Annotated in this window: 17 protein-coding genes; 6 read left to right on the top strand and 11 right to left on the bottom strand. The window is 67.7% G+C overall.

From position 1 onward, the window contains the following. Nucleotides 1–107: 107 nt before the first annotated feature. Nucleotides 108–899 (top strand): 5'/3'-nucleotidase SurE, encoded by a 792-nt coding sequence (surE, locus tag JQX13_RS08070; RefSeq protein WP_203408466.1) that lies wholly within the window; start codon nt 108–110, stop codon nt 897–899. Between the two features lie 6 nt (nt 900–905). Here surE and JQX13_RS08075 read toward each other — a convergent pair whose 3' ends face one another. The 7 genes from JQX13_RS08075 to JQX13_RS08105 form a co-directional block, all read right to left on the bottom strand. After that, nucleotides 906–1,370 (bottom strand): nucleoside 2-deoxyribosyltransferase, encoded by a 465-nt coding sequence (locus JQX13_RS08075; protein ID WP_203408467.1) that lies wholly within the window; start codon nt 1,368–1,370, stop codon nt 906–908. Beyond that, on the bottom strand, nt 1,367–2,122 hold the full coding sequence (locus JQX13_RS08080) for a class I SAM-dependent methyltransferase (protein ID WP_203408468.1): 756 nt from the start codon (nt 2,120–2,122) through the stop codon (nt 1,367–1,369). The genes JQX13_RS08075 and JQX13_RS08080 overlap by 4 nt, the downstream gene beginning before the upstream one ends. Next, nucleotides 2,119–3,120, bottom strand: a complete 1,002-nt coding sequence (locus JQX13_RS08085) for a thymidylate synthase (RefSeq protein ID WP_203408469.1) — start codon at nt 3,118–3,120, stop codon at nt 2,119–2,121. Before JQX13_RS08085 ends, JQX13_RS08080 begins: the two co-directional genes overlap by 4 nt. 29 nt (nt 3,121–3,149) lie before the next feature. Continuing rightward, nucleotides 3,150–4,391: a hypothetical protein gene (locus JQX13_RS08090; protein ID WP_203408470.1), complete on the bottom strand. Its 1,242-nt coding sequence runs from the start codon at nt 4,389–4,391 to the stop codon at nt 3,150–3,152. A gap of 652 nt (nt 4,392–5,043) precedes the next feature. Beyond that, entirely contained in the window at nt 5,044–5,868 is an 825-nt protein-coding gene (locus JQX13_RS08095) for a 2,3,4,5-tetrahydropyridine-2,6-dicarboxylate N-succinyltransferase (RefSeq protein ID WP_203408471.1), read from the bottom strand. A gap of 42 nt (nt 5,869–5,910) precedes the next feature. Then, nucleotides 5,911–6,243 carry a PRC-barrel domain containing protein gene (locus JQX13_RS08100; RefSeq protein ID WP_203408472.1) on the bottom strand — a complete coding sequence of 111 codons (333 nt, stop codon included), beginning with the start codon at nt 6,241–6,243 and terminating at the stop codon, nt 5,911–5,913. Between the two features lie 96 nt (nt 6,244–6,339). Further along, nucleotides 6,340–6,522 carry an Rdx family protein gene (locus tag JQX13_RS08105; RefSeq protein WP_239014609.1) on the bottom strand — a complete coding sequence of 61 codons (183 nt, stop codon included), beginning with the start codon at nt 6,520–6,522 and terminating at the stop codon, nt 6,340–6,342. Between the two features lie 222 nt (nt 6,523–6,744). On the opposite strand from JQX13_RS08105, the gene JQX13_RS08110 reads away from it, so the two are divergent. From JQX13_RS08110 to JQX13_RS08125, 4 genes are all read left to right on the top strand, one after another. Continuing rightward, complete coding sequence (locus JQX13_RS08110; RefSeq protein ID WP_203408473.1) at nt 6,745–8,181, top strand: pyridoxal phosphate-dependent decarboxylase family protein; 1,437 nt, start codon at nt 6,745–6,747, stop codon at nt 8,179–8,181. A 77-nt stretch (nt 8,182–8,258) separates the two neighbouring features. Next, nucleotides 8,259–8,978 carry a glycosyltransferase family 2 protein gene (locus tag JQX13_RS08115; protein ID WP_203408474.1) on the top strand — a complete coding sequence of 240 codons (720 nt, stop codon included), beginning with the start codon at nt 8,259–8,261 and terminating at the stop codon, nt 8,976–8,978. A 189-nt stretch (nt 8,979–9,167) separates the two neighbouring features. Further along, nucleotides 9,168–9,533 (top strand): putative ABC transporter permease, encoded by a 366-nt coding sequence (locus tag JQX13_RS08120; RefSeq protein ID WP_239014610.1) that lies wholly within the window; start codon nt 9,168–9,170, stop codon nt 9,531–9,533. Between the two features lie 380 nt (nt 9,534–9,913). Next, nucleotides 9,914–10,948, top strand: a complete 1,035-nt coding sequence (locus JQX13_RS08125; protein WP_002621977.1) for a rod shape-determining protein — start codon at nt 9,914–9,916, stop codon at nt 10,946–10,948. A 43-nt stretch (nt 10,949–10,991) separates the two neighbouring features. On the opposite strand, the gene JQX13_RS08130 is transcribed toward JQX13_RS08125, so the two are convergent. The 4 genes from JQX13_RS08130 to JQX13_RS08145 are packed head-to-tail and all read right to left on the bottom strand — an operon-like array spanning nt 10,992 to nt 15,231. Further along, nucleotides 10,992–12,149 carry an ABC transporter permease gene (locus JQX13_RS08130; protein WP_203408476.1) on the bottom strand — a complete coding sequence of 386 codons (1,158 nt, stop codon included), beginning with the start codon at nt 12,147–12,149 and terminating at the stop codon, nt 10,992–10,994. 3 nt (nt 12,150–12,152) lie between these two features. Beyond that, a complete protein-coding gene (locus JQX13_RS08135) occupies nt 12,153–13,313 on the bottom strand; it encodes an ABC transporter permease (protein ID WP_203408477.1) in 1,161 nt (386 codons plus the stop codon). Further along, a complete protein-coding gene (locus JQX13_RS08140; RefSeq protein ID WP_203408478.1) occupies nt 13,310–14,005 on the bottom strand; it encodes an ABC transporter ATP-binding protein in 696 nt (231 codons plus the stop codon). Before JQX13_RS08140 ends, JQX13_RS08135 begins: the two co-directional genes overlap by 4 nt. After that, on the bottom strand, nt 14,002–15,231 hold the full coding sequence (locus tag JQX13_RS08145) for an efflux RND transporter periplasmic adaptor subunit (protein ID WP_203408479.1): 1,230 nt from the start codon (nt 15,229–15,231) through the stop codon (nt 14,002–14,004). The genes JQX13_RS08140 and JQX13_RS08145 overlap by 4 nt, the downstream gene beginning before the upstream one ends. Before the next feature lie 221 nt (nt 15,232–15,452). Here JQX13_RS08145 and JQX13_RS08150 point away from each other — a divergent pair, with 221 nt between their 5' ends. Continuing rightward, nucleotides 15,453–15,671, top strand: coding sequence for a DUF2171 domain-containing protein (locus tag JQX13_RS08150; RefSeq protein ID WP_203408480.1), 219 nt, complete (start codon nt 15,453–15,455; stop codon nt 15,669–15,671). Nucleotides 15,672–15,691: the final 20 nt, after the last annotated feature.

Below are 15,691 nucleotides of genomic sequence, written 5' to 3' on the forward strand. Positions count from 1 at the left end.
GTGGACATCCCCCGCATCATTCATGGTCACGACGATTCCATTTCGAATGATGGTACGCTCGCTCATCTCGAGTTCCTTTGTCCCGATTTTCATCACGAAGAGGCGTTGTGCGAATTCTGCTCTGCAACGACGATGGGTTCCAGGCCGAAGGACTGCGGACGCTGGCTTCCGAACTGGCCACGCGCGGACACGACGTCACGATTGTCGCGCCGAACGCGGAGCGCAGTGGCCAGTCGCATGCCATGACATTCTTCGAGCCGCTGATGGTCCGGCGCATCGCGCATCAGCTCTATGCCGTCCATGGCACTCCGGCGGACAGTGCTTTCATCGGCCTGCGGGGAGTGCTCGGGAGCAATCCGCCCGACCTGTTCATCGCCGGCATCAACCATGGTTTGAACGTGGGCATCGATGTCAACTATAGCGGCACCATCGGTGCGGCGACCGAGGCCGCGCTCCTCGGCTTCCGGGCCATTGCTGTCTCGATGGATGTCGATCCCTTCAAGGGCAGGCCCGACGAACGCTCCAGCGCCTTCCAGCGAACCGCCCGGCTCACGGCGGAGCTGCTCGAGCACCTGCACCTGCTCGACTGGGCTCCACAGGAGCTGCTCAGCCTCAATCACCCGGGTCACGAGCCCAGAGGAGTCGTCGCCGCCAGTTGCCGTCCCGACTGCATCTACGTTCCCCATCTGGAGCACCTCGCCTCACGGATGCACTCCCGGGAGGATCTGCAGGTCTACGTCATTGGTGGCACCACACGGGCCCCCCCTCGGGCAGGAGAGCACGACGTCGCGGCGCTCCAGGCGGGCTATGCAACGCTGTCCTTCCTCCAGACCCACCAGGGCAACACCTCGGGTACGAACCGGTTGCAACCCCTCCTGGAAAAGCTACCCGGCCCGTGAAGCCGCCTAGAGCCCCAGGCGCTCCAGCGCGGTTCGCAACGGGGGGATGAGGTCCTCTCCGGGCTTGTAGTAGATGCTCGTCACGTTCGTGACGGTGTGGAGACCCCGAACGAGGAAGGCGTATTCCCTTCCCTCCTCCAACAGGAGGATGACGGGCTTGCGCATCGCGGAGGCCCAACCCAGTTCCACGTGCGTGCCAGGTGAGGGCGGAGCACCTGGGAAGGCCACGAACGCATCCGAGGATTGGATTTCCTCGAAGTCGAGCCGGGTGCAGTCCTCGGGCTTCAAGAACTCGCGCCCCCAGGCCTCGCGGCGGTGGGCGTTGAAGACGCGCAAGCCCCGCTGCTCGAAGAAGTTGATGAGGCTCTGGAAGCGTGCCTGGTCCGCCGCCCGCATCTCTCCCGTTTCGGCGGAGACGAGGGACTTGAAGGGACCACCCAGGAAGACGGAGCGTTGAGAAGGAGTCGTCATTTGATGGCTCGGAAGATGACAAAGGGAGGAGTCGTTCTCTCGTTCTGCCATTTGTCGACACCGGCTGCGCCAAATGGCTGGAGCTCTTGCGGCGAGAAGCTGGAGAGCGTGGGCTCGAAGATCTCCACGTTCTGGAAGCCGGCGTCCCGCAGCGCGTTCAGGTACATCTTCTTCGGCCAGTGGGTATCCCGCAGGACGAGCTCCTGGCCACCCGGTACGCGCAGCAACACCTCACGTGGCTCGCCATACCCGTACTTCCGACCCGGCTCTCCGTTGCGGAAGGTGGAGAATTGAACCCCCGTGGTGTCCGGGTTGGTATCCAGGATGGCGTAGGCCGCCCCTGGCTTCAGGGCGCGGTAGACCTCGCGGATGATGTTGCGGATGCGGTCCTCGGAGGGGATGTTGATGAAGACGTAACAGGTCATCGCGCCGTCGACGCTCGCGTCCCCGACCCGACCGGCGAGCGTATCGTCGATCTGGAGGTACTCCACCAGAGGGTGCGGGCGCCTGATCCGCGCGATCTCCAGCATGGGCCCCGAGTTGTCGACGGCGAGCACCCGCTTGCCGAAGGTCTTCGCCACCCGCTCCGAGACCTTGCCGGGACCACAGCCGTAGTCCAGCAGGACCATGGGGTCCGGGCGTTCGAGCCGCAATACCTTGAAGATCGTGCTGTAGCCCAGAACCTGCTCGGGCAGGTCATCGTAGTCGTCGAACCCCTTGCAGACAGCCGGATCGCTCCAGGATGTACTCAAGATTTCTCACCTTTGGACGAGAGGAGTGGGCTCCAGCGGGTCACGACCATCCGCTGGTAGAGTGGAAGCAAACAGTCGAGGAATCTCGGGTCGATACGCCCCTCATGGTGGATCTGCCGGTAGACCTCGAGGAGCGCGAGAACCTGTTGCCAGTAGGAGGGCAATCCGGTCTGCGCCAGGCTGGCGCTGGTGAACCGGTGGCGGCCGTGCCGCAGTTCCTGCTCGTAGCGCAGCACACTGCGCACGAACGCCCAGTTGTCTCCCTCCGGCATCGCCGGCATCGTCCGCGAGACTTCGGCTGCCGGTGGCGCCGCGGACAACAGCCGTTCCACGGCGGGGATGTCGGGCTCGTAGATGTGGAACGAGCCGACATAGTGGAAGTACGACCCCAGCTTCAGGCCCAGCTGGCTGGCCATCATCTCCTGCAGGAAGGTGAAGGAAAAGACGTCACTCACCATGCCGCGGTAGGCGTCGTTGGCTCGCATGTAGGCGGCCGCATGGAGCCGCCCCTCACGCGCGAAGAACTGCAGACCCAGGGTACACGACACATCGATGTTGTCCTGGATGAGCGACTCGTGGGCATCGTATATCTGGAGCACGGCCCGTTTGGTGCTCGGGTCCTCCTTCAACAATTCCACCGCGCGCTCCCACTGGTTGATGGCCGCGGCCCCGAAGTGGAAGAGCTTCACGCCGTAGGCGGTCCCCGTCAGCGTCCTGCCATCCATGGAGTATTTGCGGATGCTCGGCGCGTAGTAGCTGATCTGCTCCAGGTCGGCCTGGCCAGAGAGGTACCAGAGAGCCTCGGCGAAATTGAAGATGATGTTCGTCTTCCTCTCCGGCGAGCAGGAGAGGCGTGCCAGGGGGTTGATGAGCTCGAAGCAGAACCCGAGGTTCTCACGGCTCGCGAACCCACGCGGCGCCACGCGGAATTGGGGGGATTCGTAGATCCAGCGAAGACCGTGAAGATAGGCCCCATCGAAGGTGTTGAATCTCAGCATTGTCGAAGCACCCTCCTCTCCACGGACGCTCACGTGTCACTGGTTATCGACGTCAGGATGTCGTCGCGCATCTGCTGGCGGATGTTCAACAGGCCGGAGTTGGGGAAGGGCGCGCCCTGCCGCGTCTCCATGTCCAGGGTGGGGTAGAACGGATCGGCCTGGACCTTTGGCGCGCTGTAGGCGTCGAGCGTCGCGGGAAGGAGATAGCGCGGTACGCGCGAGCCTTCGGGGGCATCCTCGCTCATCAGGAGCCATTCAAAGGTGCTCGCCCGGCTCATGTAATCGACGAACGACAGCGCCGCCTCCGCACACCTGTACGTGCAACGAACGCTCAGGAAGTACGCGTCGGTGAACAGGATGGGATGGGACCCCTCCGCCAGGGGAGCGGATGAAATCTTGAGACTGGAAGCATCCTGCCCCGCCGGCAGGTTCTTGAGGATGACGTGCAGGCGCTCCGAATAACCCAGGGTGGCATCGACCTGACCTGTCGCGAAGAGGATGGCGGGCAGATCGAAGTTCTCCTCGAGCGCATACGTCCCGTCGATGCAGGGGTTGCTCCCGGAGGACTCGCAGCTCTGCACGAAGTCCCGCATCGACTGGAGCGCGGCCTGGTCATAGCTCGCCGTGGTGACGGCGGAGGCGACGTTGGCCCCGCCATTGCGGTCCGCCCAGGCATCGAGGTACAGCGCGGGCAGGTTCCAACTGCCGAGCATGTTCGTGGCCATGTCGGGCACGGGCGAATTGATGGCCGTCAACGCTTGTCGCAGAGCACTCTCGGTCCGAGCCTGACGCACGGACTCGTCACGAGAGATGATGAAGTGCCCGCAGAGCCAGTGGGGAATACCGTAGGTCGACTGCTGCTGACGGGAAGCAGCCAGCCCCGCCGGATGGAAATTGACGTTCCGGGGCAGCCGCGGCCAGGGGCGGACCGCGTTCTGCGCCACCAACTCACCCAGGATGACGGTGTCCGTCTCGATGACATCGTATCCGCACTCCCCTTCGCCCTTCAGGGAGCGTGCGAGGGCCTCTGGATCATAGAAGTCATCCGAGAAACAGCTCGGATTGACGACCAGATCAATATCCGGATGCTCCTGCTCGAACTCGGCTTCGATGCGCGCCGCCATGGCCTTGAACTGATCTCCAGCGGCATCGGGAATATATGGATAGAGCGGAACCCTGAGCCGGGTCTTCGCCTGACCCGGGCCAGGACAGCCCAACAGGAAGATCAGGACCACGCCAGAGATGAAGCCCCATTTCATTGTCATCTTCATAAAGTGGCACCAAAAACATTCCATGCTACCGAAGCAGACAGCGCATGGCGGCAACATCTGTCTGTTCTGAAGACAGCCGGACCGGGAGACCGAGGGGAAAGCGCAGGTGGGCGTAAGAGTTGGAACGAACTGAACGGGACATCACGTGCGGCGTTTGCCTGTAACATACACGATGCACAACCCGCAGCCCTGGAAATGTCACACTTTCAGGAATTATTCCCAAGCGCAGGAGCGGCGTTCTGGGAGAGATGGCACCAGGAACGTGATTTTTCGACAGGAATGGCAATGTAAGTGCTTTCACATATACGTCAGACAGCCTCTCACCGGGGCTGTGTGAGCTGAGCTGGCGCCCCAGGCCGAGTCGCTGCCGGCCCACTTCCGCGGCCCGTGCCTCGACAACCGCGGGTTCGGAGCAGGTCAGTCTCCCGATGGGGAACTGAGCGTCGAGCGCATGGTGGAGGACCTGCTCGCGCGGATGGACGCACAGGGCAGGCGGAGCGCGCGCGTGGTGGGCATTCGTTGGCGCGACTCGCGGAGCTGTTGGACCACGCTCGCGGCGGGCAATCCCGGGTGCCCGCTCCGTCGAGCGCTCCGACGGCTCCCACGCGTCACAGTGCACCTGAACGGCGCGGGAGCCTCCTGACCGCGGGGCCTACACCGGCACGGCGAAGTCGCGCAGCGCCGCGTTGAGGCTCGTCTTCTTGTCCGTGCTCTCCTTGCGCTGCCCGATGATGAGCGCGCACGGCACCATGTAGCGGCCCGCGGGGAACTGCTTCTCCTTCATCCCCGGAATCACCACGCTGCGCGCCGGCACCCGTCCCTTGTAGACCTTCTCCTCGGGGCCCGTCACATCGATGATGGGCGTGGACGCCGTCAGCACCACGTTCGCGCCCAGCACCGCCTCCTCCTCCACCACCACGCCCTCCACCACGATGCAGCGGCTGCCGATGAAGGCCCTGTCCTCGATGATGACCGGCGAGGCCGTGGGTGGCTCCAGCACTCCGCCCAGACCCACGCCACCCGACAGGTGCACGTCGCGGCCCACCTGCGCGCAGCTACCCACCGTGGCCCACGTGTCCACCATCGTCCCCGCCCCCACCCGCGCGCCGATGTTCACGTAGCCGGGCATCACCACCGCCCCACGCTCGACGAACGCCCCGTAGCGAACCACTCCCGGCGGCACCACCCGCACGCCCGCCGCCTCCAGCCCCTTCTTCAATGGAATCTTGTCGAAGAACTCGAAGGGCTCCACCTCCATCACCTTCATGTCGGAGATGGCGAAGAACAGGAGGATGGCCTCCTTCACCCAGGCATTCACCTTCCAGCCCTCGGGCCCCTTCTCCGCGACCCGCACCTCGCCCGAGTCCAGCAGCGCCAGCGTCTCGCGCACCGCCGCCACGTACTCCGCTTCCTTCAGCTTCGCCCGGTCCGCGAATGCCGCGGACACCTTCTGGGAAAGACTTTCAATGGAGGACATGGCCGCTCCTTCAAGCACGAAACGCCGCCCGGCGCACCATCCTCATGCGGACACGTGCCGCGCCGCCTCCAGTTTCGTGGCGGGGGGCTCCGCCAACGGATAGGTGGCCGTGACGAGCTCCGCGTGCTTCCGGCCCGCCTCGGGCTCCAGGACCTCGCGCTTCCGCCCCGCCACGTGCACGCCCTTGCCCGTCACCCGCGCCACTCGGGCCAGGGGCACCGCCCATAACTTGCGCGAGAAGCGCCGGCGCACGAACAGCACCGTCTCCCCGACGCAGTCCACCCGCCCCAGCACCTTCCCGTCCTGGTCCAACACCTTCATCCAGTGCTGGATGGACTTCCGTTCGAAAGGGGACTCCAACCACTCCACGGCCATGGCCTCACCTCCACTCGCACAAGGTGGGGCCCGGGCCTTCCTCTGGGGAGAATGGGCGCCGGGAGCCAGGCCCCCGGCCGCCCGCCTGTCCGGGGGTTACGAACCGGGCGGGTTGGAGGAGCCGCCCACGGCCTTGGACACCGCCTCCAGGATTTGCTGCTCGGTGGGGAAGGCGAGCGACTCCTTCTTCACCACCGGCCTGCCGTCCACTTCCACGATGAAGCTGCCGGACGGACCGACCTTCAACTCCGCATCCAGGTTCAGCTCCTTCTTCAGCACGGCCGCCGCACGGGCGGCCCGAGGCTTGTAGCCTCAAGCATTGCAGAACAGGATGGTGATACGAGCGGCCATGAGAGGCCTCCTGCGTGATGGGGCGCGGGGTTGCGCCTCCAGTGAGAAGGATAGCCGTCCCGCCCTCCGAGGTGAGGGGAGCCGAGAGGAGCGCCCTGCCTGCTCGGCTCTTGAATCCATGGACCGCATTCTAGGAAGTTCCGCTCCCCCATGGCTCCCCTCCACCCGAACCTCGCCGCCGCCTACGACCCCGAGCACTTCCGCCGCCTCGGACACCAGCTGGTGGACCAGCTCGCCGACCACCTCACCCGCACCACCCGCCGCGAGGGACCCGTGCTGCCCTGGGCGCCGCCCGCCACCCACGTCGAGCGCTACCCCGCGAGCTTCCCCGAGGAGCCCTCCGGAAACCTTCCCGCGCTCCTCTCACGCGTCATCACCGACTCGCACCACCTGCACCACCCGCACTACGTGGGCCACCAGGTGTCCGCGCCCCTGCCCCTGGCAGCCCTCTGCGACCTCGCCTCCTCGCTCCTCAACAACGGCATGGCCGTCTACGAGATGGGGCCCGTCTCCACCGCCATGGAGCACAACGTGCTGCGCTGGATGGCCGGGGTGCTCGGCCTGCCCGAGGGCGCGGGCGGCGTCCTCACCTCGGGAGGCTCCGCCGGCAACCTCACCGCCCTGCTCGCCGCGCGTCAGGCGAAGGCCGGTTTCGACGCGTGGAACGGCGGCCCCACCGCCGGCCCGCCGCTCACCGTGCTCGTCCCCGAGACGACCCACTACTGCGTCGCCCGCTCCACCAAGGTGATGGGCTGGGGCGCCGAGGGCGTCACCCCCGTCCCCGTGGACACGCGCTACCGGCTGCGCCCCGAGGCCCTGGAGGAGTCGCTCGCCGCGGCCCGGCGTGCCGGCCGCCGCCCCATCGCCGTGGTGGCCAGTGCCGGCTCCACCGCCACGGGCGCCTTCGATCCGCTCGAGGCCGTGGCCGACTTCTGCGCGAAGCACGACCTCTGGTTCCACGTGGATGGGGCCCACGGCGCCTCGGCCGCGCTCAGCCCCCGCTACCGACACCAGGTGAAGGGAATCGAACGCGCCGACTCGGTGGTGTGGGACGCGCACAAGATGATGATGATGCCGGCGCTCATCACCGCCGTGCTCTTCCGCGATGGCAGCCGCTCCTTCGAGGCCTTCGCCCAGGAGGCCTCCTACCTCTTCACGGGCCAGGACACGCGGCGCTGGAGCGACGTGGCGCTGCGCACCCTCGAGTGCACCAAGGAGATGATGGCCCTCAAGCTGTACGCCAGCCTGAGCGTGCTGGGCACGAAGCTCTTCGCGGACGCCGTCACCGAGAGCTTCGACCTGACCCGCCGCTTCGCCGAGCGCATCCAGTCCTCCGGGGACTTCGAGCTGGCCGTCCCCCCCGACTGCAACATCGTCTGCTTCCGGCACACGCCGAGGGGGCTGCCCGCCTCGGAGCTCGACGCGCTCCAGGTGCGCCTGCGCGAGTCGCTCGTCACGAGCGGCGACTTCTACCTGGTGCAGACGACGCTCGGCGGGCGCGTGTGGCTGCGCACCACCCTCATCAACCCGCTCACCACGGACAAGGACCTGGACGCTCTGCTGGAGGCCCTGCGCCGGGCGGCTTGAGCCCGGCGGGAATCCATCCCAGCGACCCCACCGAAGAGTCGCGCGAGGGGCGGAAATCGGGTAGAGCCCCCCTCGCCATGCTCGTCTCCGTCGTCATCCCCGTCTACAACGAGATCTCCACCCTCGCCGAAATCCTCCGCCGCGTCACCGCCGTGGACTTCCCCAAGGAGCTCGTCATCGTGGACGACTGCTCCCGGGACGGCAGCCGCGAGTTCCTCCAGCGCCTGGCCAACGAGGGCCTCTCCGTCATCGGCGGCACCCCGCAGAACCGCAACGAGCTGCGCGTCCTCTTCCAGGAGAAGAACCAGGGCAAGGGCGCGGCCCTGCGGCGCGGTTTCGCCGAGTCCTCCGGGGACATCGTCATCATCCAGGACGCGGACCTCGAGTACGACCCGCGCGAAATCCCCCGCGTCATCCAGCCCATCGTCGATGGCGACGCGGACGTCGTCTTCGGCAGCCGCTTCACCGGCACGCCCCGGCGCGTCCTCTACTTCTGGCACTCGGTGATGAACCAGTTCCTCACCATGCTCTCCAACATGACGAGCAACCTCAACCTCACCGACATGGAGACCTGCTACAAGGCCTTCCGCGCCGAGGTCATCCGGTCGGTGAACATCGAGGAGGACCGCTTCGGCATCGAGCCGGAGCTCACCGCCAAGGTGGCTCGCGGCGGCTGGCGCGTCTTCGAGGTGCCCATCAGCTACCACGGGCGCACCTACGAGGAGGGCAAGAAGATCGGCTGGAAGGACGGCGTCCGGGCCCTCTACGCCATCGGCAAGTACGCCATCAAACGCTGAGGCCCCCGCCCGGGTTGTCCGGCGGCCAACACCCTCGGACCCCAGGCGGACCCCTCCGGTCCAGCGGCTGCGCCCCCGCTCCCCCTTCCAGGTGCTCTTTTCGAGAAGGGTTCCTACTTTCAGGGTGTGCTACCGAGATTCCTCCTCTATGGGTGTGCGGGCTGGGTGCTGGAGGTGTGTTTCACCGGCATGAGTGCCGCCCTCTTCGAGAGGGACCGGCATGGCACGGCGAAGACGTACCTCTGGATGCACCCCATCTACGGTGCCACGGCGCTGGGGATGGAGCTGCTCCATGACCGGCTGCGGTTCCTGCCCCGGCCCGTGCGGGCGCTCGCCTACACCGCCGTCATCTTCGGCGCCGAGTTCACCACGGGATGGTTGCTGCGCAAGGCGCTCGGCCGCTGCCCGTGGGACTACGAGAAGCGCGGCTGGAGCGTGAAGGGGCTCATCCGCCTGGACTACGCCCCCTTCTGGTACGCGGCCGGCCTGCTCTTCGAGCCCGTGCGCGAGGCGCTCCTGCGCATCACCAGCGAGGCCCTGCGCCAGACGCCCTAATACCGCGAGGCGGTGGAAAATGGCGCCGTGGCCGTGCCCCGGCACCTCTCCCCCGTCTCCACCGAGCAGGAGGCCGGGGAAGCGGCGGACACCTTCCTCCTCGCCGGGGAGAGCGACCTGCCCCCCGTCCATTGAGGGGAGGCGGGGATGCATCCACCCCTCCTGTGGTGAAAACCCCTCACCCCGGACCATCTCTCAGAGGGAGGAATGGGGAGCGGAGCGAGAGGACGGGGGGCCCACCGGGTTGGACGCTCTCCGGCCGGGCCCACCACTTGACAGTTGGCTTTTCTTCCTGCATCGGCCCCTGCGTAGTAGGTTGGCGCGCGGTCCCTTTTGGTGCAGGGAAATGACGCCGCACCTCTGAAAGTTTCCGCCCCCGTATGTTCGACTGGCTCCACACCCTCTTCTCGCGTGACCTCGCCATCGACCTGGGCACGGCCAACACGCTCATCTACATCCGCGGTCAGGGCATCGTCTCCAACGAGCCCTCCGTGGTGGCCGTCCAACAGGACGCGCGCGGCGGCAAGAAGGTGCTCGCCGTGGGCAAGGAGGCCAAGGAGATGCTCGGCCGCACGCCGGGCAACATCGTGGCCATCCGCCCCATGAAGGACGGCGTCATCGCCGACTTCGAGATCACCGCGGCGATGCTCCGCTACTTCATCCAGACGGCGCACAACCGCAAGTCGCTCGTCAGCCCGCGCATCGTCATCGGCATCCCCTCGGGCATCACCGAGGTGGAGCGCCGCGCCGTGCGCGAGGCCGCCGCCAACGCCGGAGCCCGTGAGGTCTACCTCATCGAGCAGCCCATGGCCGCGGCCATTGGAGCCGGTCTGCCCGTCACCGAGCCCAGCGGCAACATGATCGTCGACATCGGCGGTGGCACCTCCGACGTCGCCGTCATCAGCCTCGCCGGCATCGTGTTCGCCAAGAGCGTGCGCATCGGCGGCGACAAGCTGGACGAGGCGATCATCCAGTACGTCAAGCGCAAGTACAACCTGCTCATCGGCGAGCGCACGGCCGAGCTCATCAAGATGGGCATCGGCACGGCGTACCCCACCGAGGAGGTCATGACCATGGAGATCAAGGGTCGCGACCTGGTGGCCGGTGTGCCGCGCACGCTCACGGTGAGCAGCGACGAGGTGCGCGACGCCCTCGCCGAGCCCGTCAACGGCATCGTCGAGGCGGTGAAGCTCACGCTCGAGCGCACGCCGCCGGAGCTGGCCGGAGACATCGCCGACCGCGGCATCGTGCTGGCCGGTGGTGGCGCGCTGCTGAAGAACCTGGACACGCTGCTGCGCGAGGAGACGGGCCTGCCGGTGTTCCTCGCCGAGGATCCGCTGTCCGCCGTGGTGATGGGCGCGGGCAAGGCGCTGGAGACGCTCGACATCCTCCGCCAGGTCTGCCAGCCGGGCTGAGCCCGTGCATCCTTCCCTCTCCCCTCGGGAGAGGGAAGGGAAGCTAGGCGCGCAAGGCATCCAGGATCGACAGCCTCGAGGCCCGTAGCGCGGGCAGCATGCCTCCCAGCACCCCCATCAATGTCCCGAAGACGAGCGCCGCCACCACGATGCCCGGTGTCGGTGTGAAGCCGAAGCGCACCTCGGCGAACGTCTGGAAGTTGAGCGTCCTTATTTCCATCCACCGCGTGGCCAGCGCCCCCAGCGCGCCCAGCACCCCTCCGGCCGCCCCCAGCACCGCGGACTCGATGAGGATGCTCGCCAGCACGCTGCGCCGCCGGTAGCCCACCGCCCGCAGCATCCCCAGCTCGCCCAGGCGCGCCGCCACCTGCGCGTACATGGTGATCATCGCCCCCAGCACCGCGCCCACGCTGAAGATGAAGGACACGAAGAGCCCCAGCACCCGGATGAACGTGGCCAGCCACGTGGCCTGCTCCGCCCAGTACTCGGGCTCCGATTTCGCATCCAGCGTGAAGCGCGGCTCCTCCTCCACCTGTTGGATGAAGGTGTCGCGCGCCTGCTCCGAGCCCGTCCGCACCACGATGGAGCTGAGCCCCGGCCGATCGAACGCGGGCCCCAGCCGGTTGGCGTCCACCCACAGCTCGGACTCGTAGGCCCCTCCCGCGGCGGTGAACACACCCACCACCGGCCAGCGCTCCTCGGCGAACACCAGTTCCCCGCCCAGGTACGCCCCCGGCGAGCGGCCCACCAGGGCCTCGCCCAATGCAATCTCGTTCGTACCCGGCCGTGGCTCCCGGCCGGCGATGAGCCGCACCGTGGGCCGGATGGCGAAGCTCTCCGGGCCAATCCCCCGTGCGTTGATGTTCGACTCGTTGCCGTCGCCTCGCGGCAGCAGCACGGGCACGATCAGCTCTCCGGCCACCAGCGGCTCCCCCTCGGGAGAGGAGGCCACCTGCGGCGCACTGCCCAGGGCGCGCAGCGCGTCGCGCTCCACGTTGCTCATCAACTCGCTGGTGGAGCCCTCGGCCAGGAGGATGACGTTGCGCGGGTCTCCCCCGGAGGCGAGCGCGGACTCGATGCCGTTGGCCAGCATCAGCACGGTGGCGAAGACGAAGACGACGAGCCCCAGGCCCAGCACGGTGAGCCCCGTGGACAGGCGCCGCGCCCAGAGGCTGCGCGTGTTGTAGTAGAGCGGAATCATCGCTCAGGCCACCTTCCTCAACCCCTCGGCCACCGGAATCCGGATGGCCCGTAGCGCGGGGATGGCTCCGGCCAGCAACGCCACGCCCACGGCCGCCAGCGCCCCGAGCACCAGCGTGCTCCCGCGCATGAACTCCGCGGGCAGGCCTCCCATCTGCGAGCCGACGAGCGCGACGAAGCCCCGGATGAGCGGCGGTGCGACGAGCACCCCCAGCCCCGCCGAGGCCAGGCCGATGGCCAACGACTCGAAGAGCACGAGCATCACCACCCGTCCGCTCTTGAAACCCATGGCCCGCAGCGTGGACAGGTCTCGCGTCCGCTCGCGCACGCTCATGGCCAGCGTGTTGCCGATGACCAGCAGGATGATGAGCAGGATGACGGTGGCCACCACCTGCACCGCGGTGATGATGGCCGACAGCATGGAGATGAAGCCCAGCGTGGCCGCGCGCTCGCTCTCCGTGCGCGTGGGGTACGGGCTGTTGGCGAACATGGCGTCCACCGCCGAGGCCACCGCCGCCGAGCGCGAGGGGTCCTCCACGCGAATCATGAAGGCGCCCACCCGGTCCTTGCGGTCCTCCGGCAGCTTCTCGTTGAGGCAGCGGAAGCCGAAGAAGAGCGAACTGGTGTCCAGCGTGCCGGTCCGCACGTCGTAGATGCCCCGCACGGTGAAGCTCCACTCGCCCGGGTAGATGGTGCCCTTGAGCGTTACCCGGTCCCCCGGCTTCCACCCATAGCGCTTCGCCAGGTCCTTGCCGATGAGCGCGCCACAGGGATCCTCCTGGAAGGCCGCCACCTGCTGCGGGGGGACGACGAGCTCATCGAAGACCCGCATGAAGGAGGGCGGATCCACGAAGGCGGAGCCGAAGAAGTCGCGCTGGGACTCGCCATAGCGTCCACCGAAGAAGCCATAGAAGGTGATGTCGTCCACCCCCGGCACGGCGGAGATGCGCGTCTGGTAGGACAGGGGCAGATCCCCCGTGATGGACGCCTTGGCGCGCGTGAAGAGCCGGTCCGCCTGCGCCGACTCGGCGCTCGAATAGAAGAGGTCCACCACGGTGCGCAGGAAGATGAAGGCCATCACCCCCACCCCACCCGCCAGCACCGTGAGCGCCAGCCGCAGGGGGTTGCGCAGCAGGTCCTTCCACACGAGCCGCCCGAACGTCATTGCAGCGCCCCCTTCTCCAGGTGCCGTATCAGGTCGGCCCGCTCGGCGGCGTGCGGGTCGTGCGTCACCATCACGAGCGTCTTGTGCAGCCCCTGGTGCAGCTCCTGGAAGAGGTCCAACACCTGCTCGGCGGACTTGCGATCCAGGTCGCCCGTGGGCTCGTCCGCGATGAGCAGGTCCGGATCCGTGACGATGGCCCGGGCAATGGCCACGCGCTGCTGCTCGCCTCCGGACATCTGCGGGGGACGGTGCTTCATCCGGTGTCCCAGGCCCACCACCTCCAGCGCGGCGGCCACGTGCTCGCGGCGCTCGGCGCGGGAGAGGGGCGAGAGCAGCAGGGGCAACTCCACGTTCTCCGCCGCCGTGAGCACCGGCAGCAGGTTGTACATCTGGAAGACGAAGCCCACGTGCCCCGCGCGCCAGTCCGACAGCTCCTTGTCGCTCATGCGCGCCAGGTCCTGCCCACCCACCTCCACCACGCCCGTCGTGGGCCGGTCCAACCCGGAGATGAGGTTGAGCAGCGTGGACTTGCCCGAGCCGGACGGACCCATGAAGGCCTCGAAGGCCCCCATCGGGATGTCCAGGTCCACCGCCTCCAATACGGGCACGACGATGTCGCCACGCCGGTAGGCCTTCGAGACCCCTCGGAGCCGGATGAAGGAAGACGTCGCGTCCACCGGCGCGGTGCTCATCCCGCCTCCGTCCGCACCTTCACCTTGCGCCCCGGACGCAGGTTGCCCTCGGGCGCCACCACCACCTGCGTCCCCGGCGCCGGCCCCTGGGCGAGCGCCACCTCGTCCCCCACCTTCCGGGCCACCTGCACCGGCTGGCGCTTCACCCGCCCGTCCTGCACCACCCACACCACGGACTGCTCACCGCTCTGTACCACCGCCGCCGCCGGCACCCGCAGCGCCGCGTCATTCTTCTCGAGCGCGTCCGGCGGCAGCTCCTCCTTCAGGAAGGCCACCCGTGAGCCCATGTCCGGCAACACGCCCGGGGGAATCTCCTCGAACGCCACGTTCACGTCCGCCGTGGCCTTGGAGCGGTCGATGGCCGGACGCACCGAGCGCACCTTCGCGCGGAAGGCCTTGTCCGGGTACGCGTCGAGGAAGACGAGCGCGGGCTGTCCCAGCTCGATGCGAGGGAGCTGCTCCTCGCTCACCTCGGCCTCCACCTCGAGCGCGCCCAGGTCCACCAGCTCGACGATGCCGCCGATGTTCTCCTGCTCGAGCGCGGCGGGCGCGAGCACCGCGCCCTCATCGGCCAGCTTGCGCACCACGGTGCCCGAGAAGGGCGCCCGCACCACCGTATGGGACAGCTGCAGCGCCGCGGCCTCCGCCGCCCGCCGGGCCGCCTCGAGCTGGGCGCTCGCGGCCTGCTCCTCGGCGGAGGACGCACGGGCCAGCGCCTGTGCCTCCTCCAGACTCGCCCGGGTAATGACGTTCGCCTTCGCCAGCTGCTCGGCCCGCCTCAGGTCACTGCGCGCCCGTGTCGCCGTGGCTCGCGCGGCGATGAGTCGCTGTTGAGCCGCCCGCAGCTCGGCCCGGGCCCGGGCAACCGCCACCTGCGCATCCCGATCATCCAGGCGGGCGAGCACCTGTCCCTCCTCCACCGCGTCGCCCTCGTCCACCGCCACCTCCACCAGACGTCCCGCCACCTGGGGCGCGATGACGGAGTGGCGGCGCGAGGCCACATAGCCTGCCGCCGTGAGCTCGGTCTGCTGCTCTCCGGGACGGGCCTCGCGGACCTCGGCTACCTGTACGCTGGGGGCACGGCCCAACGTCGCCGCCGCCAGCGCGAGGAGGAGCAGAACAGCGAGTCCGGCCCACAACGGCCATCGGTGTGCGAGCTTCCGCCGGGGATGGACCGAGCGGTCGATCCTGAGCGCGTTCAACTTCTGGGCCTGGGCTTCCGCCATGGGTGCCTCCCCCCGTGCGACATGAGCCCTCAGGAGAAAGTAGGAGGAGGCGCCGGATAAGACCCGGAGCCGAGGCCGCCCGTGCACTCCTCCTCCAGGGAGCACGGCCGTCCCTCCCTCCCTCTGGGAGGAAGCGGCTGGCAGGGGAAGGAGTCCGCTCGCAGTGTTGTCACAAGGGACGTTTCCCGCCAGTGACACATCACACACGTGGAGGAGCGAAGATGATCGACCCCGGAGACATCCACGAGGGCATGACGGTGAGGGACACGGACGGGCGGAAGCTCGGAACGGTGTCGAACGTGGGGGACACCCACTTCGAATTGGGCCAGGGCTCGCCTGCTCGGCGGGACTACATGGTGCACTACCACCGGGTGGCGCGCGTGCAGGGCCGGGAAGTGTTCCTCGCGAGCGCGCCCACCGCGGTGCCTCCCGAGGATTGACCCCGCCGAGCGCGTAGCGG

It is taken from the genome of Archangium violaceum, assembly GCF_016859125.1.
In the GTDB taxonomy this organism is placed as follows: Bacteria; Myxococcota; Myxococcia; order Myxococcales; family Myxococcaceae; genus Archangium; species Archangium violaceum_A.